Annotated in this window: 20 protein-coding genes; 7 read left to right on the top strand and 13 right to left on the bottom strand. The window is 71.9% G+C overall.

Translation table 11 applies throughout. The features are described 5' to 3' along the window. Positions 1–12 precede the first annotated feature (12 nt). Positions 13–372: an NADH-quinone oxidoreductase subunit A gene (locus tag ACF08B_RS36995; RefSeq protein ID WP_003992243.1), complete on the bottom strand. Its 360-nt coding sequence runs from the start codon at positions 370–372 to the stop codon at positions 13–15. Between the two features lie 754 nt (positions 373–1,126). Between ACF08B_RS36995 and ACF08B_RS36990 the strand changes: the two genes are divergently transcribed. Next, positions 1,127–1,951, top strand: coding sequence for a C40 family peptidase (locus ACF08B_RS36990; protein WP_392321414.1), 825 nt, complete (start codon positions 1,127–1,129; stop codon positions 1,949–1,951). Positions 1,952–2,267: 316 nt separating this feature from the next. Here the strand turns inward: ACF08B_RS36990 and ACF08B_RS36985 are convergent, their stop codons facing one another. Beyond that, the gene (locus ACF08B_RS36985) at positions 2,268–3,551 is read right to left on the bottom strand and encodes a geranylgeranyl reductase family protein (RefSeq protein WP_093476863.1); all 1,284 of its coding nucleotides are present in this window, start codon (positions 3,549–3,551) and stop codon (positions 2,268–2,270) included. A gap of 99 nt (positions 3,552–3,650) precedes the next feature. Here ACF08B_RS36985 and ACF08B_RS36980 point away from each other — a divergent pair, with 99 nt between their 5' ends. Together ACF08B_RS36980 and ACF08B_RS36975 are read left to right on the top strand one after the other, a co-directional pair. Continuing rightward, the gene (locus ACF08B_RS36980; protein ID WP_392321413.1) at positions 3,651–4,169 is read left to right on the top strand and encodes a GNAT family N-acetyltransferase; all 519 of its coding nucleotides are present in this window, start codon (positions 3,651–3,653) and stop codon (positions 4,167–4,169) included. A gap of 109 nt (positions 4,170–4,278) precedes the next feature. After that, positions 4,279–4,587, top strand: a complete 309-nt coding sequence (locus ACF08B_RS36975; protein WP_107423876.1) for a PASTA domain-containing protein — start codon at positions 4,279–4,281, stop codon at positions 4,585–4,587. 93 nt (positions 4,588–4,680) lie between these two features. Here ACF08B_RS36975 and ACF08B_RS36970 read toward each other — a convergent pair whose 3' ends face one another. The 4 genes from ACF08B_RS36970 to ACF08B_RS36955 are packed head-to-tail and all read right to left on the bottom strand — an operon-like array spanning position 4,681 to position 9,172. Continuing rightward, a complete protein-coding gene (locus tag ACF08B_RS36970) occupies positions 4,681–5,376 on the bottom strand; it encodes a demethylmenaquinone methyltransferase (RefSeq protein ID WP_093476859.1) in 696 nt (231 codons plus the stop codon). A 23-nt stretch (positions 5,377–5,399) separates the two neighbouring features. Further along, positions 5,400–6,563, bottom strand: a complete 1,164-nt coding sequence (locus tag ACF08B_RS36965) for an acyltransferase family protein (protein WP_392321412.1) — start codon at positions 6,561–6,563, stop codon at positions 5,400–5,402. A gap of 1 nt (position 6,564) precedes the next feature. Then, the gene (locus tag ACF08B_RS36960; RefSeq protein ID WP_392321411.1) at positions 6,565–8,838 is read right to left on the bottom strand and encodes a bifunctional polysaccharide deacetylase/glycosyltransferase family 2 protein; all 2,274 of its coding nucleotides are present in this window, start codon (positions 8,836–8,838) and stop codon (positions 6,565–6,567) included. A 19-nt stretch (positions 8,839–8,857) separates the two neighbouring features. Beyond that, complete coding sequence (locus tag ACF08B_RS36955) at positions 8,858–9,172, bottom strand: hypothetical protein (RefSeq protein WP_392321410.1); 315 nt, start codon at positions 9,170–9,172, stop codon at positions 8,858–8,860. A 252-nt stretch (positions 9,173–9,424) separates the two neighbouring features. Between ACF08B_RS36955 and ACF08B_RS36950 the strand changes: the two genes are divergently transcribed. Continuing rightward, a complete protein-coding gene (locus ACF08B_RS36950) occupies positions 9,425–10,408 on the top strand; it encodes a chitinase (RefSeq protein WP_392321409.1) in 984 nt (327 codons plus the stop codon). A gap of 26 nt (positions 10,409–10,434) precedes the next feature. Here ACF08B_RS36950 and ACF08B_RS36945 read toward each other — a convergent pair whose 3' ends face one another. The 5 genes from ACF08B_RS36945 to ACF08B_RS36925 form a co-directional block, all read right to left on the bottom strand. Further along, positions 10,435–11,034: a hypothetical protein gene (locus tag ACF08B_RS36945; protein ID WP_392321408.1), complete on the bottom strand. Its 600-nt coding sequence runs from the start codon at positions 11,032–11,034 to the stop codon at positions 10,435–10,437. Between the two features lie 17 nt (positions 11,035–11,051). Further along, positions 11,052–12,266 carry a cyclic dehypoxanthinyl futalosine synthase gene (gene mqnC / locus ACF08B_RS36940; protein WP_392321407.1) on the bottom strand — a complete coding sequence of 405 codons (1,215 nt, stop codon included), beginning with the start codon at positions 12,264–12,266 and terminating at the stop codon, positions 11,052–11,054. 71 nt (positions 12,267–12,337) lie between these two features. Then, positions 12,338–13,108 carry a prepilin peptidase gene (locus ACF08B_RS36935; RefSeq protein WP_392321406.1) on the bottom strand — a complete coding sequence of 257 codons (771 nt, stop codon included), beginning with the start codon at positions 13,106–13,108 and terminating at the stop codon, positions 12,338–12,340. 66 nt (positions 13,109–13,174) lie between these two features. Beyond that, entirely contained in the window at positions 13,175–14,911 is a 1,737-nt protein-coding gene (locus ACF08B_RS36930) for a protein kinase (protein WP_392321405.1), read from the bottom strand. Positions 14,912–14,961: 50 nt separating this feature from the next. After that, the gene (locus tag ACF08B_RS36925) at positions 14,962–15,810 is read right to left on the bottom strand and encodes a menaquinone biosynthetic enzyme MqnA/MqnD family protein (RefSeq protein WP_093476850.1); all 849 of its coding nucleotides are present in this window, start codon (positions 15,808–15,810) and stop codon (positions 14,962–14,964) included. Positions 15,811–16,096: 286 nt separating this feature from the next. Here ACF08B_RS36925 and ACF08B_RS36920 point away from each other — a divergent pair, with 286 nt between their 5' ends. Next, positions 16,097–16,300, top strand: coding sequence for a cold-shock protein (locus tag ACF08B_RS36920; protein WP_069779342.1), 204 nt, complete (start codon positions 16,097–16,099; stop codon positions 16,298–16,300). A 92-nt stretch (positions 16,301–16,392) separates the two neighbouring features. Here ACF08B_RS36920 and ACF08B_RS36915 read toward each other — a convergent pair whose 3' ends face one another. Then, complete coding sequence (locus ACF08B_RS36915; RefSeq protein ID WP_392321404.1) at positions 16,393–16,956, bottom strand: helix-turn-helix domain-containing protein; 564 nt, start codon at positions 16,954–16,956, stop codon at positions 16,393–16,395. Between the two features lie 68 nt (positions 16,957–17,024). Between ACF08B_RS36915 and ACF08B_RS36910 the strand changes: the two genes are divergently transcribed. After that, positions 17,025–17,726, top strand: a complete 702-nt coding sequence (locus ACF08B_RS36910) for an AzlC family ABC transporter permease (protein WP_392321403.1) — start codon at positions 17,025–17,027, stop codon at positions 17,724–17,726. Continuing rightward, entirely contained in the window at positions 17,723–18,037 is a 315-nt protein-coding gene (locus ACF08B_RS36905; RefSeq protein ID WP_392321402.1) for an AzlD domain-containing protein, read from the top strand. The genes ACF08B_RS36910 and ACF08B_RS36905 overlap by 4 nt, the downstream gene beginning before the upstream one ends. Here ACF08B_RS36905 and ACF08B_RS36900 read toward each other — a convergent pair. Then, positions 18,034–19,659, bottom strand: coding sequence for a serine/threonine-protein kinase (locus ACF08B_RS36900; RefSeq protein ID WP_392321401.1), 1,626 nt, complete (start codon positions 19,657–19,659; stop codon positions 18,034–18,036). The two genes, ACF08B_RS36905 and ACF08B_RS36900, sit on opposite strands and share 4 nt — an antisense overlap. Between the last annotated feature and the right edge of the window lie 18 nt (positions 19,660–19,677).

Genomic DNA, 19,677 nt, shown 5'->3' with positions numbered 1-19,677 from the left:
GTCAAAGGCCCCTCAGTCCCATTCCAGGCCGCCGCGCCGCCATACGTACGCGTACGCGACGAAGACGGTGAGCACGAAGAGCAGCATCTCCACGAGCCCGAAGATCCCCAGGGCGTCGAAGGTGACGGCCCAGGGGTAGAGGAAGACGATCTCGATGTCGAAGACGATGAAGAGCATCGCCGTCAGGTAGTACTTGATGGGGAAGCGCCCGCCGCCGGCCGGCGTGGGGGTCGGCTCGATACCGCACTCGTAGGCCTCGAGCTTGGCGCGGTTGTACCGCTTCGGACCGATCAGCGTGGCCATGACCACGGAGAAGATCGCAAAGCCTGCCCCGAGGGCTCCCAGTACGAGGATGGGCGCATACGCGTTCACCGCTCCTCGCTCCTCTCAGTCGGCGCTGACTGCTGGCGGTTGCACTGGGCTCACTTGCGCCTCACCGGTCCCACGAACCCCGCTCGTCCCGGCGAAGATCGAGAACATGTGAAGCAGGTCACAAGCCCAACTGCCTCGCATCTTATGCCCGCCGCTCTGTGATCTGCGACACGGGGTATTCCACAAGCTTTGTGATCTCCACCACCTGACGAAGGATCATGAAGTCGGATGATGAGTGATCTTCATACGCGAAGCGTTCAGTTGATCACCAGAAGTGACATTTTTGCTTGTCTTCGCAGGCCGGAGGGGTCGTCTCCATATCAAGAGACTTCCGCTGCATGCAAATTGGTGCTGGATGGGAGGGGCTGATAGTGGATCGCGTTCACACATCAGAGGGAGGCCGGGGGTGCGATGTGGACGCGGCCTCCACACCGTCTCGGCGCGTGCACGCGTTCACGAGCTCCGCGCGCAGCGGACGCAGCCCCTCCGGTGGCCGTTCCGTGACGTCCGCCACATCGATGAGAGATCCCTGAGAACCGGGCTTGGCCAACCACTCCAACCGGTGGTAGGCGCGGGGCAATTCGGACTTAATGATCAAAGACCGTGATCAAGGGCTTGATCACAGGCGTCCGCAATGTCCGTTACGGCGTCAATAAAGAGCGACACGCCCGGGATTCGGGGCTTCCGTTGAGCAATTGTGGCGCACCACACGTTTCTTGAAGATATGAAGGAGCCCCTGGTACCGGTTGTTCCCATGTCCCACACCGCTCACATACGCAGCCACCGGAAGCCCCGCCGCAGCGCGTCGACCCTCGCGATGCGGGCCGGAGTTGCCGGTGGCGTCCTCGGCACCCTGGCAGTCGCCGGGGCAGCCGGTTCGGCGAACGCAGCCGAGCCGGTGACGCAGACCCTCGAACTGCCCACCCTGACGGCAGACCTGGCCGCCCAGGCAGCGCAGTCCGCCGACGCGACCCAGCAGGCCGCCGCGAACTACCAGCTGCAGGCCGAGCGCGACGCGGCCGCCGCAAAGGCCGCCAAGCAGGCCAAGTCGGACCTCGCCGATGCCAAGCAGAAGGCAGCCGCGGCCAAGAAGAAGGCCGAGGAGGCCGCTCGCAAGGAGGCCGCCGCCCGCGCCTCCCGCAACGCCGAGCGCACCACGCTCTCCACCACGGCGGACGCCGGCTCGACCTCCACGTCCACGTCCACCGGCACGTCCACGGCCACCGGTTCGGCAGCCGCGGTCATCAGCTTCGTCAAGGCGCAGGTCGGCAAGGCGTACGTGTCCGGTGCCACCGGTCCCTCCGCCTACGACTGCTCCGGCCTGGTGCAGACGGCCTTCAAGCAGGTCGGCATCAGCCTGCCGCGCGTCTCGCAGGACCAGTCGACGGCCGGCACCCAGGTCTCGCTGAGCAACCTGCAGCCGGGTGACATCCTCTACTGGGGCAGCGCGGGCAGCGCGTACCACGTGGCGGTGTACGTCGGCGACGGCATGTTCGTCGGCGCGCAGAATCCCTCCACCGGCGTCGCGGAGAAGCCGCTGTCGTACGACCCGCCCACCGGGGCCGTGCGGGTGCTCTGACCGCACCAGGCGCCTCTCACGCGCACAGGGCCGCAGCCGCTCGGGGGCAGCGGCCCTTGCGTCGTTCCCGCGGCGCTCGCACCCGGCGTCCCGTACGTGGGCAACTGCCGTGACGGCGACCGTGTCGGGCATGTCGGACACATCGTCAACCGGTCCGGCGCGCCGGGCGGGTGAGACCTGCCGACGGACGAGCGGACCGGCAGAAAAAGGGCGCATCACTGCAAACGGCGGCCCGGCGGACACCTCGTCCCGCCGGGCCGCCGACGCGGCTTCTCTCACCCGCCGGGCGCCTCTCGGCGCCCCGCAGGGCGCCTTCTCAGGCCTTCGGGGCCACCTTGCTCAGGCCGTTGATGATGCGGTCCATCGCGTCGCCGCCCGTGGGGTCGGTGAGGTTGGCGAGCAGCTTCAGGGTGAACTTCATCAGCACCGGGTGGGTCAGGCCGCGCTGGGTGGCGATCTGCATGACCTTCGGGTTGCCGATGAGCTTCACGAAGGCGCGGCCCAGGTTGTAGTAGCCGCCGTAGGTGTCGCTCAGGACGCGCGGGTAGCGCTGGAGGGCGATCTCGCGCTGGGCGGGCGTGGCCCGCGCGTGGGCCTGCACGATGACGTCGGCGGCGAGCTGGCCGGACTCCATGGCGTAGGCGATGCCCTCGCCGTTGAAGGGGTTCACGAGGCCGCCGGCGTCACCGACGAGGAGCAGGCCCTTGGTGTAGTGCGGCTTGCGGTTGAAGGCCATGGGGAGGGCGGCGCCGCGGATGGGGCCGGTCATGTTCTCCGGGGTGTAGCCCCAGTCCTCCGGCATGGAGGCGCACCAGGCCTTGAGGATCTCGCGCCAGTCCAGCTCCTTGAAGGAGGCGGAGGTGTTGAGGACGCCAAGGCCGACGTTGGAGGTGCCGTCGCCCATGCCGAAGATCCAGCCGTAGCCGGGCAGCAGGCGGTCCTGGGCGCCGCGCCGGTCCCACAGCTCCAGCCAGGACTCCAGGTAGTCGTCGTCGTGGCGGGGCGAGGTGAAGTACGTGCGCACCGCGACGCCCATGGGGCGGTCCTCGCGGCGGTGCAGGCCCATGGCGAGGGACAGGCGGGTGGAGTTGCCGTCGGCGGCGACGACGAGCGGCGCGCGGAAGGTGACCTCGCGCTTCTCCTCGCCGAGCTTGGCGGTCACACCGGTGATGCGGCCGGTGCGGTCGTCGACGACGGGGCCGGAGACGTTGCAGCGCTCGAAGAGGCGGGCGCCGGCCTTCTGGGCGTTGCGGGCGAGCTGCTCGTCGAAGTCGTCGCGCTTGCGGACCAGACCGTAGTTCGGGAAGGAGGCGAGATCCGGCCAGTCCAGCTGGAGACGGCTGCCGCCGCCGATGATGCGCAGGCCCTTGTTGCGCAGCCAGCCGGCCTCCTCGGAGATGTCGATGCCCATGGCGACGAGCTGCTTGACCGCGCGCGGGGTGAGGCCGTCGCCGCAGACCTTCTCGCGCGGGAACTCGGTCTTCTCCAGGAGCAGTACGTCGAGACCGGCCTTGGCGAGGTGGTACGCGGTCGTGGAGCCGGCTGGCCCCGCGCCCACGACGATCACATCGGCGGTGTTTTCGGAGAGGGGCTCGGTCACGGCGGGATCTCCCCAAGGTTCTGAAATCTGTGTGCCGACCGGCACTGGACATGGGCAGTCTATTCAGCAGAATTGATCACCCGGCTGAAGGGCTGCCCTGTGAACCGACCTCTCCCCGCGGTACGGCTGCGCGTCCCCACCCACGAGGACGCGGTCGCCTGGCACCGGATCTTCGCCGACCCCGAGGTCATGGAGTTCTACGGCGGCAGGCCCGCGGCGCTGTCGGTCTACGAGGAACTCACCGCGCGCCAGCGGCGGCACGACGCGGAGCTCGGCTTCTGCCTGTGGACGCTGCTGGACGAGTCCGGGGACGTCATCGGCTTCACCGGAGCCCAGCCGTGGCGGCCCGACTGGGGTCCGGTCGGCGAGACGGAGATCGGCTGGCGGCTCGGCCGCGCGTACTGGGGCCGGGGATACGTCACCGCGGCGGCGCGGGAGACCCTCGTGCGGGTGCGGGAGGCCGGGGTGCCGGGGGTCGTGGCCATGGTGCGGACGGGCAACGAGCGCTCGATCGCGGTGACCCGCCGGCTCGGCATGGAGCCCGCGGAGACCTACGAGCACCCCACGCTGAACGAGCCCGCGCTCTGCTTCCGACTCCCCCTCGATCACGCACAGTAGCCGTCTGTTACAGAAAGACACCGGCGCCTTCCGGCTGGGGCGCCCGGGAGTTACCCTGCCAGTACCGCTGGGGGTGACATCTGTGCGCATACCACCGCAAACACCCGAAGTGCGCGTTCCGCGTCTGGTCGGTCTGATGGCCATGGACGCGCGCGAAACGGCCCGGGCGAGAGGCCTGTTCCTCAACGCGCCGGACCGCCCGGACTTCCACCGCACGGTCGTCGAGTACGTCGTACGCCAGTATCCGCAGCCCGGGGCCGAGGTGCCGCCGGACTCGATGGTGTACGTGTGGTTCGACTTCGGCGAGGGCGAGGGCGGCGGAGGCGTGCGCGAGCCACGCGTCCCGCGGCCGCCCACGGGCGGGATGGAGCGCGAGCTCGGCGAACCCGGCGACGCCTTCGAGATGATCAACAGGTGATCGGCAGGCGGGGGCCGGTCGGCTCCGCCCGGCTCCCCACGAGGCTCAGCGCCCGGCTCCCCACGACGCTCAGCGCCCGGAGCCCCGTCGCGCTCAGGCCTCCTTGAAGCCCCGGTGCAGCGTGACCACTCCGCCGGTGAGGTTGCGCCACGCCACCTTCGACCAGCCCGCCTTGCGCAGCTTCTCGGCGAGGGCGGGCTGATCGGGCCAGGCGCGGATGGACTCGGCGAGGTAGACGTACGCGTCCGGGTTCGAGGACACCTTCCGGGCGACCGGCGGCAGCGCCCGCATCAGGTACTCGGTGTAGACGGTCCGGAAGGGCGCCCACGTCGGGTGCGAGAACTCGCAGATCACCACGCGTCCGCCGGGCCGGGTCACCCGGTACATCTCCCGCAGGGCCGCGTCCGTGTCCTGCACGTTGCGCAGGCCGAAGGAGATCGAGACGGCGTCGAAGGTGTCGTCCTTGAACGGCAGCCTCGTCGCGTCGCCCGCCGTGAACGGCAGCCAGGTGTGCTTCCTCTTGCCGACCTGGAGCATCCCGAGCGAGAAGTCGCAGGGGACGACGTACGCGCCGGTCCGCGCGAAGGGCAGCGAGGAGGTGGCCGTGCCCGCCGCGAGGTCCAGGACCTTCTGCGCGGGGCGCGCGTCGACCGCCTTCGCCACCTCCTTGCGCCAGCGCCGGTCCTGGCCGAGCGACAGCACGTCGTTCGTCAGGTCGTACCGTTCCGCCACGTCGTCGAACATCGAGGCGACTTCGTGCGGCTGCTTGTTCAGGGAAGCGCGGGTCACCCGCCCATTGTTGCAGCCCGGTCTCACGGCAGGAGCCTGGGCTTCCTGCGTGCCGCGACGTCCTCCACCCAGCCGCACAGCAGGACCAGGACGGCGATCAGCAGCCAGCCGACACCGAACAGGAACCACTGGCTGTCCAGCGGCAGGTACGCCTCGAATGCGGGCACCTGCCAGAACCGGTCGATCAGCGGGACGGCGAGGACGAGGGCGATCTCGTGCCACAGGTAGATCGTCACCGCGCGCGCGTTGAAGACCGTGACCGTCCGGTCGAGACGGCGGAACCGGCCGAGCCACGCGAAGTCCGTGCGGAAGTACGCCTTCGCCCACATCAGCAGGAGCACGAAACCGGCCGACCAGAGGGCCTGCGCGAGCGGGTTCTCGTCGAGGTCGTAGGTGCCGAAGGCGGCCTGGTGCGAGAAGGCGTACCAGGCGCCGTAGCCCAGTGCCGCGGCCGCGAGGACGGCGACCGGGACCGGTCCGGCCCGCTCCAGCACGCCGTCGCGGTGGGCGAAGCCGAGGAGCCAGCAGAAGACGTAGGTCGACAGGTCCCACAGGGCGCTGCCGAGCCGGCCGTCGGGGGCGGTCCGGAGGAAGTTCAGGACGAGCACCGGGGCGAGGGAGAGGAGCAGCACGGGCACGGGAGCCTTGCGGAAGATCCACAGCAGCGCCGGGGAGAGCAGGACGAACCAGAGGTACGTGCGCAGGTACCAGAGGATCTCCCAGGCCTGCTCGCCCCACGCGTTCCCGGGCGGGTCGCCGAGCGGGACGATCCAGTAGACGATCTGCGGGCCGGGCATCCAGCCGTGCACGAGCATGGCGAGGACGACGAAGAAGCCCCAGAACCAGAAGGGGGGCAGGAGTCTTCTGAGGCGGCTGCTCAGGACGTTCGGGGCGGGGTGTTCCAGGGACCTCGCCATCAGGGTGCCGGCGAGGGCGAACATGACTCCCATGGAGGGGAACACCATGCCGCACCAGGCCCAGCCGAAGGTGTGGTACGTGACGACCCTGATCAGCGCGAGGGCTCTGAGGGTGTCGAAGTAGCGGTCCCTGCCGGCCGACCGCGGGCGGGACGGCCGCGCGTCGGGGGACGGCCGCCCGTCGGAAGGCGACCGCCCGTCGGAAGGCGACCGCACGTCGGGCGACGGCCGGACGTCGCGAGCGGGTCCGGTCCTGCTGTGTGCGCCCATGTCAGCCCGCCCCCGCCGGTGCGCCGACCTCGCCGGTGCGTTTCAGTTTCTGCCAGCGCAGCCGGCCGCCCGTGAGAGCGGTGACGCAGGAGTGGATGAGGACGAGGTACATCATCTGGCGGTAGGCCAGTTGCTGCAGGGGCATCATCAGGAGGTAGCGGTACTTCTCCCGGTCGAGGCGGAAGGCGTAGGCCGCGCACAGCAGTTGGACCGCCAGGACCGCCAGCCACGCCAGCAGGGCCGCGCGCAGGTCGACGAAGATCATCGAGTAGACGGTGAAGACGTCGATCAGCGGGGCGAAGACGGGTGTGACGATCTGGAAGAGCACCACCAGGGGCATGCCGACGCGTCCGAACCGGCCCGACGGCCCCTTGTCCGTGAGCGACCCGCGGTGCTTCCAGAGGGCCTGCATGGTGCCGTAGGACCAGCGGTAGCGCTGGGACCACAGCTGCCTGAGGGAACCCGGCGCCTCCGTCCAGGCCCTGGCGTGCTCCTGGTAGACGACCCGCCACCCCGCGCGGTGCAGGGCGATGGTGATGTCGGTGTCCTCGGCGAGGGTGTCGTCGCTCATGCCGCCGGCCGCGAGCACCGCCTCCCGGCGGAACGCGCCGATCGCGCCCGGGATGGTCGGCATGCAGCGCAGCAGGTCGTACATGCGCCGGTCCAGGTTGAAGCCCATCACGTACTCGATGTGCTGCCAGGCGCCGATGAGCGTGCCGCGGTTGCCGACCTTGGCGTTGCCGGCGACCGCGCCGACGGAGGGGTCGGCGAACGGCTGCACCAGCTGCCGTACCGCGTCCGGTTCGAACACCGTGTCGCCGTCCATCATCACGACGAGGTCGTGGGTGGCGTTGCGGACGCCGTTGTTGAGCGCGGCGGGCTTGCCCGCGTTGTCCCGGCGGATCACCCGGACGTTCGGCATGCCGAGCGACTCGGCCGCGGCGCGGGCGATCTCGCAGGTGCCGTCGGTCGAGCCGTCGTCGATCACGAGGATCTCGATCGGATGGGTGCTGCGCGCCAGTGACGCGAGGGTGCCCGCGATGCACTCCTTCTCGTTGTACGCCGGGACGATCACGCTCACCGGCCGGGTGACCGGCGGCCCCCAGCCGAACCGGCGTCTGTTGCGCTGCCGGTGGTGGCGGCGGGCGAGGACCACCATCATCGCGAAGCGGCCCATGACGGCCACGCCGACGACCAGCAGCCCGGCGGAGAGCACCGGCAGCGTCCACTCGGCGACGGCGACGGCCGCGACGAGCGCCTTGCCCTCGTAGAGGGTCGTGCCGGTGGCGGTGCGGTGGGCTGCCTGGAGGCGGGCGGTGCCGGCCGTCGTGGCGCCGCCGGTGAGGGCGCCCGCGGTCGCGTCGGGGACGCCGCCGGTACCCCGGTCCGTGGCGCGCTGCTGCTCCATGACGCCGCTGATGGTCGTGAAGGTGTAGCCCTTCGCCTTCATCTTCTCGATGTACCGGGGCAGCGCCGCGATCGTCTGTGAGCGCTCGCCGCCGGCGTCGTGGAAGAGGACCGAGGCGCCCTCGCCGTCCTCGGGGGTGGCCCACCGGACGATCTTCGAGGCGCCGGGCCGCTTCCAGTCGTCGCTGTCGGTGTCGACGAAGACGCTGGTGTAGCCGTCCTGGCCGAGTTTCTTGTAGACGGGCCAGCTGTAGTCGTCGACGGCGTCGGTCGCGGAGGAGTACGGCGCGCGGAACAGGGTGGTGGTGATGCCGGCCGCGCCGGCGAGGGCGAGCTGCGTCTGCTGGATCTCGCGGTCGACGCGGGCGCCGCTCTGGTACGACAGGTCGACGTGGGTGAAGGTGTGGACGCCGACCTCGTTGCCCTGCCGGACCATCGTCCTGACGACGTCCGGGTAGCGCGAGACCATGGAGCCGACCAGGAAGAACGTGCCGGGGACGTCGTACGCGCGCAGGATCTTGAGCACCTGCGGGGTCCAGGTCGGGTTCGGGCCGTCGTCGAAGGTGAGGGCGATGGTCCTGGACGGTACGGAGACCGTGGTGGCCCGGCCGCCCCGGAAGGTGAGGATCGGGCCGCCGTTCAGGATCCGGTCGGGTACGTCGGCGGAGCTCGCGCCGGTGCGCACACGCTGGTCGCCGCCGACCTCGGCGCGCAGATAGCCGTCGAGCAGCAGCACGCAGGTGAGCGCGAGCAGGAGCAGGAGGGCGAGGATGACGCGGGGCCGCTGGAGGGCGGCGGCCCTGCCCGCGGCGCGTTCGATGCGGGTGGGCGCGCGCCTGCGGCCCCGGGAGGACGTCGGAGTGGTCATGGCTGCCGCTGCGCTCCGGTCAGTTGGCGTCCGCGACGGCCGCCGGGGCGGACACCGGGGCGGACGGGGACGGGGTCACGGAGACGGGCGGCGCGGACGGCGTGCCCGTCGGCAGACCGGCCTGGCGGCCGGCACCGCCCTGCGGCCGTACGGCATCGGGGCCCCGGCCGCCGTCCGCGCTGCCGAAGGGAAGGAGCGAGGACGGGGTCAGGGAGGTGCCCCAGCCCATGAAGGCGGCGGCGAGCACACCCGTGTAGGCCAGGCAGACGGCGCCGACGAGCAGGCCGACGCGGCGCAGCATCCTGGAGCGGCGTCCGGTGGTGTCGACGAACACGGGTCCCCCGGCGGGCCCGTTGCCATGTTTGCGGCGGCGACCGCGCCCGGCGGCGCGACTTTCGATGGCGGGTTCGGATCGCATTCCCCGGACCTTAGGGAGCTTTCATGTGCCCTTTCCCGGAGTGGCTTTGAGCGGGCCGTGAGGGCTGCCTCAGGCTGTCATTTCCCTGGGATTCCCGGGAGCGCTCACGGTTTCGTGTGAGAGGTTTCCCGCCGGGGACGAGACGTCACGAGAACGGGTGCGGGCAGGATGAGAAGTTCAGTGAAGGCGATCGCCGGATACACCTGTGCGTTCGCACTTGCGGTGACGGGGTGCTCGCAGGGGCTGGGGCGGCCTGCCGGGAGCACCGGTCGGGCCACCACCTACGCCCCCTACGTCAGCGCGACCGGGGCCTCCGCCACCGACTCCGAGGGCTCCCCCGCCGACTACAACCTCGCCTTCGTGATCTCCGGGGGAGGTGGCTGCACACCGAAGTGGAACGGCACCGAGGCGATCGGCGACTCGGAGGTGAGGTCACGGATCGCGCGGTTGGAGAAGGGCGGTGCCGGGGTCCGTGTCTCCTTCGGCGGGGCCTCCGGCAAGGAGCTGGCCACCGCCTGCGACAGCGTCCCGGAGCTCGCCACCGCCTACGCGCGGGCGCTGGACGCGGCCGGCACGAACCAGGCGGACTTCGACGTCGAGGGGGACGGCCTCACCGACTCCGCCGCCACGGCCCGGCGTTCACGGGCGATAGCCAGGCTGCAGAAGGAACGCCCGGGGCTGGAGGTCTCGTTCACCCTGCCGGTGATGCCGTCGGGGCTCGACGCCCAGGGTCTCGCCCTGCTGGAGTCCGCGAACACGTACGACGTGCAGGTCTCCACGGTCAACCTGATGACCATGAACTACGGGGAGTCGTACGACGGCGACATGGGCGGCTACGCCGTCAGCTCGGCGAAGGCCGCGCACGCCCAGCTGAGGAGGGTGTTCGGGCTGTCGGACGCCGGTGCCTGGCAGGGGATGGCGCTCACCTCGATGCTCGGGGTCAACGACGTGGCCGGGGAGACGTTCACGCTTTCCGACGCCGCCCGGGTGCGGAGGTTCGCGGCGCGCGAGGGGATCGCCTGGGTGTCCATGTGGGCGACCTTCCGCGATCGGCCGTGCGAGGACGGGGAGTCCGGGCAGGACGACGCGGCGACCGACTGCAGTGGGGTGGAGCAGGGCGCGGGGGCGTTCGCGGAGGCCTTCGCGGGCTGAGCCGGCGTCCGGCCCGGGGCCGTGCGTCAGCGGCCGCGGTACACCAGCCGCCCGCCGATCACGGTCGCCACGCAGGTGCCGGCACCGCGCCGGACCAGTTCGGCGGGGTCCGCGACGTCGAACACGGCGAACCGGGCGGGTCCGCCCGGCACCACCCTCGGCAGCAGGATGAGCGGGGTCGGGGACAGCGCGGCCGGGCCCGGCAGACGGTCCGGCCGCTGTCCCACCGCCAGTCCGGCCCTGCGCACGGCGTCGACGACGGCCCTGGACCGCAGCTCGCCGGCCACCGCCACCGTGCCGTGCGCCAGCATCCGCTGCACCCCGCGGCGCGCGCTCGCGCCGAGGCGGGCGGGGTCGGCGCGGAAGATCGCCCGCGCCCGCTCCCCGCCGATGGGCTCGGTTCCGAGGGTGTCGGCCTCGCGCGGGTCGGGGTGGTAGGTGGCCTCCAGCAGCTCCGGACCGTACGGGTTCAGCAGTCCGGGCGTCAGGATGCCGGGCCAGCGCCGCACCCGCGCCCGCGGGTCGGCGTCGGCCAGTTCCTCGTACCGGCCGACGGCGGCGACGGACGCCCCGTCGACCAGCACCGCCGTCTCGGGCGACTGTTCGGCAACGTGAAGTGTCAGCACGGAACGCCCGGCCGGTCCTAGTTGGACGCCAGCAGCTTCAGCTCGGGGTGGGCCGTGCCGCCCTCGATCGCCGTGGAGGAGATGTGGGAGACCACGCGGTCGTCGACGGGGTCGTTGGCGGGGTCGTCGTGGACGACGAGGTGCTCGTACGTCGTCGCGCGCTGCGCCGGGACGCGGCCCGCCTTGCGGATGAGGTCGATGATCTCCAGGCGGTTGGAGCGGTGCTTGGCACCGGCCGAGGAGACCACGTTCTCCTCCAGCATGATCGAGCCGAGGTCGTCCGCGCCGTAGTGCAGCGAGAGCTGGCCGACCTCCTTGCCGGTGGTGAGCCAGGAGCCCTGGATGTGCTGGATGTTGTCCATGAACAGCCGGGCGATCGCGATCATCCGCAGATACTCGAAGAGGGTCGCCTGGGTGCGGCCCTTCAGGTGGTTGTTCTCCGGCTGGTAGGTGTACGGGATGAACGCGCGGAAGCCGCCCGTGCGGTCCTGTACGTCCCGGATCATCCGCAGGTGCTCGATGCGCTCGGCGTTCGTCTCACCGGTGCCCATGAGCATGGTGGAGGTCGACTCGACACCCAGCCGGTGCGCGGTCTCCATGATCTCCAGCCAGCGCTCGCCGCTCTCCTTCAGCGGGGCGATGGCCTTGCGGGGCCGCTCGGGGAGGAGTTCGGCGCCGGCGCCCGCGAACGAGTCCAGGCCAGCCTCGTGGATACGGGTGATGGCCTCTTCCACCGAGACGCCGGAGATCCGGGCCATGTGCTCGACCTCGGACGCGCCCAGCGAGTGGATCACCAGCTGCGGGAAGGCGTCCTTGATGGCCTTGAAGTGCTTCTCGTAGTACTCGACGCCGTAGTCCGGGTGGTGGCCGCCCTGGAACATGATCTGGGTGCCGCCCAGCTCGACGGTCTCCGCGCAGCGGCGCAGGATGTCGTCGAGGTCGCGGGTCCAGCCCTTCGCGGTGTCCTTGGGGGCCGCGTAGAAGGCGCAGAACTTGCACGCGGTGACGCACACGTTCGTGTAGTTGATGTTGCGCTCGATGATGTACGTCGCGATGTGCTCGGTGCCGGCGTACTTGCGGCGGCGTACGGCGTCGGCGGCGGCGCCCAGAGCGTGCAGCGGGGCGTCGCGGTAGAGGACGAGCGCTTCCTCCGGGGTGATCCGCCCACCGCCTGCGGCACGGTCGAGGACGGCTGTGACATCAGAAGAAGTGAGGTCGGCCTTCTCGGTCACCGGGGCGTCCCTTTCGTCAAGGGGTTGGACGGACCGAACCAGCCTACGCCAGCGTGTTTCCTCCGAGGACGTCAGGCCGTGTACGCGCCGACCAGCAGCCCGGCGAGGGCGCCGGCCATGAGGAACGGGCCGAACGGGATCGCCGACTTGCGCCCGGCCCGCCGGGCCACGACGAGCGCTCCGCCGTAGAGGGCGCCGAGCAGGAACCCGGCGAACGTGCCGAGCAGCACGGTGGGCCAGCCGTACCAGCCGAGTACGGCGCCCATGCCGACGGCCAGTTTCACGTCGCCGAAGCCCATGCCGGCGGGGTTGATCCGGTACAGCAGGTAGTAGCCGCCGCCGAGCGCGAGGGCGCCGTAGAGCGCGGTGAGCCAGTGGCCGGCGTGCTCGGGCAGCACGGCGGCGAGGCCCAGCAGGGCGAGGGCCGCGGCGGCGAGCGGCAGGGTGAGCGGGTCGGGCAGCCGCTGCACCCGGAAGTCGACGGCGGCGAGCAGCACCCCGACGGGTGCGAGCAGCAGCCAGACGGCCAGTTCGGGCCGGGTGCCGGTGGCGGTGGCGAGCGCGGCGCAGACGAGGACGGTCGCCGTGGCGAGGCGCACGGCGGAGGGGGTGTTCCCGCCGGGGCCGGGGTCCGCGGGTGTCCCGTCGTCCGCGCACGCGCCGCAGTCCGCGCCGCCCAGCCATCCCCGGATCCGGTGGCCGCCGGGGCACCGGTCCCGCCAGGGCTCCCCGGTCGGTACAGCGAACCGGTGCGCGGCGCGGGGCAGCAGCGTGCCCGCGAGCGCGCCCCATGCCCCGGCCGTGAGCGCCAGTACGCCCGTGGTGATCCCGCCCGCGCTCATCCGGTCCCGCTTCCCGTCGGCATCCGCGAATCCCCCGTGCTGTGTCGTGCCCGGCCCGTACGGCGGTCAGCGGACCTTCGTCATACGGGCCACCGGGTTGCCCTCGGCAGAGCTGTCCGAGGTGTACTTCAGGTCGTCGCCGGCCGGTGTCAGCTCCACCTGGTGCGGGGTGGGGTTGCAGCCGGCGTGGTTGGTCCCGGCGCCCTTCGAGGTGGCGAGGAGCCGGGTCTTCGTCACCTTCTTCAGGGTGAGGATGTCGGTGCAGACGGCGCCGATCGGGTCGGTCTGCCGCATCCGCCCCAACTCCTGTCCTACGGCGGCCTGGTGGACGGTGACCCGGAAGGTTCCCATGGGCAGGCTGCCGCCCAGTCCGGTGGCCGGGCCCTCCCAGGTGCCGAGGTAGCGGGCGGGGACCGGGCCGGGCGCGCCGCTCGCGGCGGTGCCGCTCGACGCCGCGCCGGGCGCCGGGGACTGGGCGCTGCCGCTGCCGGCGTTCGAGTCGCCGTCGCTCTCCTGGGACCAGGGCTTCAGCAGGGCGCCGGCGCCGAGGGTCGCCGCGGCCAGCGCGCCGGCGACCGCCAGGACGACCGTGCAGCTCAGTCTGCGTCCGCGGCCGCCCTGCGTCGGGGCGGAGTCCGCCGCGACGCTGACGGAGACCCGGCCGGGCGGCGGAGCGTCCCGCGGCGCGGGCACGACGGTCGGCGTACCGGAGGGCAACCCGTCCGCGGGTGTCGGCACCCCGAGCACCGCGCCGGGGCTGCCGGCCGCCACCCCCTGGTCCATCAGGGGCGCGGGCCCGAACACCCCGGCGCCGCCACCGGGATTCGTCCCGGTCGCGACGGCGGGCCCGCCCACCGAAGGGCTGCTGAAGGGCACCGGGCCCGAGTGCGGTGCCCCGGCCGTCTCCCCCGTGTCCAGGTTGAGCAGACGTACGGCGCTGCGGCTGACCTGTTCGACCAGGGGGCCCGGCAGCCAGCCGCCCGCGATCAGGCGCGAGGCTCCGTCGGGGGCGAGCCGCCGGCCCAGCTCGGCGGGGCCGGGCCGGGCCGCCGGGTCCTTGGCCAGGCAGGCCGCCGCGAGGTCTCGCAGCTCACCGGTGAGCGGGCCCAGTTCGGGTTCCTCGTGGACCACCTTGTAGAGCAGGGCGGCCGAGGAGTCGCCGCGGAAGGGCGGTTCACCGGTGGCCGCGTGGACGAGGACGGCGCCGAGGGAGAAGACGTCGGCGGCGCAGCTGACGCCCTTGCCGAGGATCTGTTCGGGCGACATGTAGCCCGGGGAGCCGATGGACACCCCGGAGGAGGTCAGGGACGCCGTGCCGTCCATGGCGCGGGCGATGCCGAAGTCGATGAGGAGGGGGCCGTCCAGGGTCAGCAGCACGTTGGACGGCTTCACGTCCCGGTGGACGAGGCCGAGTTCGTGCACCGCCGCCAGCGCCTCGGCGAGGCCCGCGCCGAGGGCGCGCACGGTGTGCGCGGGCAGCGGGCCGTCGTCGGTGACGGCCGCCGCGAGGGACGGCCCGGCCGCGTACGCGGTGGCGACCCAGGGCACCCGGGCGTCCGGGTCCGCGTCCAGGACGGGCGCGGTCCAGGCGCCGCCGACCCGCCGGGCGGCGTCCACCTCGCGCCGGAACCGGGCGCGGAACTCCTCGTCCAGCGCGAAGTGCGGGTGCACGATCTTCACGGCGACCGTGCGGCCGCCCGCGCTGCGACCCAGGTAGACCCGGCCCATGCCGCCGGCACCGAGCCGGCCGAGCAGCCGGTAGGGCCCGACGACGGCCGGCTCATCGACTTCCAGCGGCTGCATGGCGCACGCTCCCCCCAACGCCTCGTGGGCAGCAGCGTAGTGACGCGCGGCTACGACCGCAGCAGGTCCACCCTCACATCGGCGGGGAAGCCCGTCGTCGGGCCCACCCGGCGGGCGAACTCGGCGACGGCCGCGAGCTGCGGCGCGCCGAAGCTGAAGTCGAGGGTGGTGAAGTACTGCTCCAGGGTGACCTCGTCGAAGGCCTCCCAGCGGGCGGCCTGTTCGGCGACCTTGCCGACCTCCTCCAGGGAGAGGTTGCGGGAGGCGAGGAAGGCCTCGTGGACCTGACGGGTGATGGACGGCTCGCGTGCCGCGTAGTCCCGGCGGGCCGCCCAGACCGCGAAGACGAACGGCAGGCCGGTCCACTCCTTCCAGAGGGCGCCGAGGTCGTGCACCTCCAGGCCGAAGCGCGGGCCGTCGAGGAGGTTGGCGCGCAGGGCGGCGTCGCCGATGAGGACGGCCGCGTCCGCCTCCTGCATCATCAGGCTGAGGTCGGGCGGGCAGGTGTAGTAGTCGGGCTGGACCCCGTACCGCTCGGCGAGCAGGAGCTGGGCGAGGCGGACCGAGGTGCGGGAGGTCGAGCCGAGGGCGACCCGGGCGCCGTCCAGCCGGTCGAGGGGGACCTGGGAGACGATCACGCAGGACATCACCGGGCCGTCGCAGCCGACGGCGATGTCGGGGAAGGCGACGAGGTCGTCGGCGTTGCGCAGGAACTCGACCAGGGTGACGGGTCCGATGTCGAGGTCGCCGCGCACGAGCTGCTCGCTGAGCTTCTCCGGGGTGTCCTTGGTGAGCTCGAAGTCGAGGAGCGTGCCGGTTCTCGCGAGGCCCCAGTAGAGGGGGAGGCAGTTCAGGAACTGGATGTGGCCGACGCGCGGCCGGGTGCGAGAATTGTCCACATCGCGAGACTAGACCCCGCGCTGTACGGTGCTGGGACCGACCCCACCGCCAAACGGGCTAGCGATGGTTCAAACATCCGGGTGACGTGATCTTGATCCCTATTGCATTCGGCTGCCCACATGCTAGGCTCGCCGCAAGTTGCAGTTTGGTTTCCCTTGCAGTACAGAGCCTGCGGAGCATGTGACCGCGGGCTCTCGTCGTTTTCAGACGAATGCAGTTGTGCAGCACCGTTTCGCACGTGCAGGTTCTGGAGCAGGGCAACCCTTTTGGGCCCAAGGAGGGCTTATGGCTACCGGAACCGTGAAGTGGTTCAACGCCGAAAAGGGCTTTGGCTTCATCGCCCAGGAAGGCGGCGGCCCCGACGTCTTCGTTCACTACTCCGCGATCAACGCCGCTGGCTTCCGCTCCCTCGAGGAGAACCAGCAGGTGAGCTTCGACGTGACGCAGGGCCCGAAGGGTCCGCAGGCGGAGAACGTCACCCCCGTCTGATCACTGCCTGATCGCAGAACCTGAGTGCAGTACCCAAGGAGCCCCGCGCCGTACGGCGACGGGGCTCCTGCCTTTTCCCGTTCATTTCCGGTTTACATGTGCTGCATAATCAGGACGAACTTCGTTCCGTCGGCGAGCGCCTCGTAGGCGTGCGGCACGTCTCCGCGGTAGGACAGGTAATCGCCCGGTCCCAGTTCGACCTCCTGCCCTCGCGGCCCCGCCTTCACGCCGCCCTCCGCGACCACGATGTGCTCGGTGGTCCCGGGAATGTGCGGTGCGGAATCCCGTACGGAGCCCGGCTCCAGCCACACGTAATAGATGTCCCTGCGCGCGCCGGGCGGACAGGCCGAGAGCAGTGAGGCGAGGTAACTCGACTGCTCGGAGTGGACCGTGGGCCCCTGGCCGGCGCGGATCACCTGGACCGCCGGAGCGGGCGGTTCCACCAGCGCGCTGAAGGGCACGCCGAGTGCCACCGCGAGCGCCCAGATCGTCTCCATGCTCGGGTTGCCGCCCGCCGCCTCCAGCTGGGAGAGCGTCGACTTCGCGATGCCGGCGCGCTTGGCCAGCTCGGACAGGGACAGCCCGGCACGGGCGCGCTCGCGCTTGAGGGACGCGGCGATCCACTCCATCGGGAGCCGGGCGGGGACCTCGGACATGTCGTTCGCTCCATCGGTACGATCGTTCGCCTTGACGGACCGGCCGTCTGCTGTTCATTGTAGAGAACATGCGTTCGCTGCAACGAACACCTCTGGAGTCCGGCGACGGCTCCCTCGTCCGGGACAGCTCACTGGTCTGGCTGGCCGGCGGCATCGTCGGTGTGTCCTTCGGCGCCGTCTCCGTCGCCGGCGGGCTGCCGGTGTGGGTGCCCGTGCTCATGTCCGTGCTCGTGTACGCGGGATCGGCCCAGTTCAGCGCGGTGGGGGTGCTGCTCGCCGGGGGCGGGCCGGTCGCGGCCGCGGTCACCGGGCTGCTCCTGAACACGCGGACGGCGGCCTTCGGTCTGGCCGTCGCGGAGATCATCGGCTCCGGCCGCGCCACCCGTCTCCTCGGCGCCCATCTGGTCACCGACGAGACGGTCGCCTTCGCCCTCGCCCAGTCCGATCCGGTACGGCGGCGCAGGGCGTTCTGGATCTCCGGGCTCGGCCTGTTCGCCGTGTGGAACGTGGGCGTGGCGGTCGGGGCGCTGGCCGGGAGCGCGCTCGGCGACACCGCCCGCTACGGACTGGACGCCGCCTTCCCGGCCGTCCTGGTCGCACTGGTCCTGCCCGCCCTGCGCGCGGACGCGGCGGTACGGCGGTGCGCCCTGCTCGGCGCGGCGGTCGCACTGGCGGTCACGCCCGCCGTCCCGGCCGGGGTGCCGGTGCTGCTCGCCCTCGCCGGACTGTTCCTCCACCGCCGCCCGGCCGGGACGGGGGCCGCGGCATGAACGCCACACTCGCCGTGATCCTCGCCCTGGCCGTGGGCACGTACGCCTTCCGGCTCGTCGGGCCGGTGCTGCACGGGCGGGTCACCGTCCCGCCCCGGGTGCAGGAACTCGCCTCGGCCGGCGCGGTGGTGCTCCTCGTCGCCCTGCTGACCACGGGCGCGCTGACCGAGGGCGGCGGCTTCGCGGGCTGGGCCCGCCCCGCCGGGGTCCTGGTCGGGGGCGTCCTGGCCTGGCGCCGGGCGCCCTTCCCGCTCGTGGTCCTGGCCGCGGCGGCGACGACGGCGCTGCTGCGGCTGGCGGGGGCGGCCTAGGCGGCCTTCCGCCAGACGGTCAGGTCGCCCTGGAGGAAGGCGAGGTCCGCGATCGCGGTCGACTTCGTCTGGACCACGAACAGGGCGATGTTCCCCTTGGTGTCCTTCATGCAGATCTCGCTGCCGGCGGCCACCGAGGCCAGCGTCCAGTCGTGGTACCTGCCGCTCCTGAGCATGAGGCGGCACATGTCGAGCGTCGTGCCGTGACCGCCGACGATCTGGACGAACGCGGCCGTGCCGCTCGTCAGTTCACAGCTGGGCTCCCGGCAGTCGAAGCGGACGGCGTCCTTGCCGTTCTTCGCTCCGCCGTCCGGGTCGTCGAGGTTCAGCGGGTGCTGCGCGTCCACCGTCAGCGGGGCGTACACATCGGCACGCGGCCGAGGGGGCGAGGCCGCCGGGGACGGCGAGCTGCCTGCCTTCCCGTCACCGGTCCGGCCGGCCGCCGAGTCGGCGGAGCCCTTCGCGGGCGCCGAGGAGGAAGAGGAGGAGGACCGTGCCGCCGGTCCCGTCGCGGAAGTCCGGGCGCGGTCCGTGTCCTTGCCGCCCGCCGGAGACCCCGCGTCCATCAGCGACCACGCCAGCGCGACCAGCAGCAGTGCGCTGCCCGCCACCCCCGCACCGGTCATCAGCGCGCGACGCCTCCGGGTGCCGCCCTGCGCCGCCGTCGGCCGCTGCGGATACGCGATCAGGGGCTGCGGGACGACGGGCGTGGGGTCGGACACCGGCGCCGGAACCGTGACGTCCGGCCCGATGATCTCCCGCCACACGGCCGGTCCCCCGCCCGCGTCGGCGTTCGCCCCCAGCCGCTGCCGGCACCACTGGACGATCTCCGCCGGGGTGGCCCGCTCCGCCGGGTCGGCGGCCAGGCAGCGGGCGAACAGCGGACGCAGCGGCTCGGGCAGCGCGGCGAGGTCGGGCGCGGAGTGCACGATCCGGTACAGCACGTTGAGGGCCGCGCCCTCGCCGTAGAGCGGTCGGCCCAGCGCCGCGAACGCCGCGGTCTGGCCGAGCGCGAAGACGTCGGTCGCCGCCGTGACATCACCCCCGGAGGCCTGCTCCGGCGCCATGAACGAGGGCGTGCCGATCGTGCCGCCCGTCGCCGTGTACGAGGTCCCGTCGGCGGCCAGCGCGATACCGAAGTCGATCACCCGCGGCCCGTCGGCCGCCAGCAGCACGTTCGACGGCTTCAGGTCCCGGTGCACGACGGCCTCGGCATGGATGGCCTGAAGCGCCTCGGCCACCCCGGCCATCAGCCACAGCACCGCCGCCACCGGCAGCGGCCCGCGCCGGGCCACGGCCTCGGTCAGGGACGGGCCGGGCACGTACAGGGTGGCCAGCCACGGCGGTACGGCGTCCGCGTCCGCGTCGATCAGTTCGGCGGTGTACGCGCCCCGCACCCGCCGGGCCGCCTTGATCTCCCGGCCGAACCTGCGCCGGAAGTCCGGGTCGTCCGCCAGCTCCGGCCGCACCACCTTGATAGCGACCGGCCGGCCGCCCCGGGTGTGCGCGAGGTAGACCCGGCCCATCCCGCCGGCCCCCAGCCGGGCGGCGAGCCGGTAACCCGCCACCACGGGCGGGTCGTCCGCCTGAAGCGGCTGGAAGACCTCCGTCGCCTGGTCCATCGGCCCACAACCCCCCAC

The organism is Streptomyces sp. NPDC015139 (genome assembly GCF_043079785.1).
Lineage (GTDB): Bacteria > Actinomycetota > Actinomycetes > Streptomycetales > Streptomycetaceae > Streptomyces > Streptomyces albidocamelliae.
This window is presented reverse-complemented; position numbering and strand designations above follow the sequence as displayed.

Bases quoted from the DNA above. Each gene is read 5' to 3' on its own strand.
- ACF08B_RS36920 (WP_069779342.1), top strand. From the start codon at position 16,097: ATGGCTACCGGAACCGTGAAGTGGTTCAACGCCGAAAAGGGCTTTGGC.
- ACF08B_RS36965 (WP_392321412.1), bottom strand. From the start codon at position 6,563: ATGGGCGCACACAGCAGGACCGGACCCGCTCGCGACGTCCGGCCGTCG.
- ACF08B_RS36935 (WP_392321406.1), bottom strand. From the start codon at position 13,108: ATGAGCGCGGGCGGGATCACCACGGGCGTACTGGCGCTCACGGCCGGG.
- ACF08B_RS36960 (WP_392321411.1), bottom strand. From the start codon at position 8,838: ATGACCACTCCGACGTCCTCCCGGGGCCGCAGGCGCGCGCCCACCCGC.
- ACF08B_RS36905 (WP_392321402.1), top strand. From the start codon at position 17,723: ATGAACGCCACACTCGCCGTGATCCTCGCCCTGGCCGTGGGCACGTAC.
- ACF08B_RS36915 (WP_392321404.1), bottom strand. From the start codon at position 16,956: ATGTCCGAGGTCCCCGCCCGGCTCCCGATGGAGTGGATCGCCGCGTCC.
- ACF08B_RS36950 (WP_392321409.1), top strand. From the start codon at position 9,425: ATGAGAAGTTCAGTGAAGGCGATCGCCGGATACACCTGTGCGTTCGCA.
- ACF08B_RS36910 (WP_392321403.1), top strand. From the start codon at position 17,025: ATGCGTTCGCTGCAACGAACACCTCTGGAGTCCGGCGACGGCTCCCTC.
- ACF08B_RS36900 (WP_392321401.1), bottom strand. From the start codon at position 19,659: ATGGACCAGGCGACGGAGGTCTTCCAGCCGCTTCAGGCGGACGACCCG.
- ACF08B_RS36930 (WP_392321405.1), bottom strand. From the start codon at position 14,911: ATGCAGCCGCTGGAAGTCGATGAGCCGGCCGTCGTCGGGCCCTACCGG.
- ACF08B_RS36990 (WP_392321414.1), top strand. From the start codon at position 1,127: ATGTCCCACACCGCTCACATACGCAGCCACCGGAAGCCCCGCCGCAGC.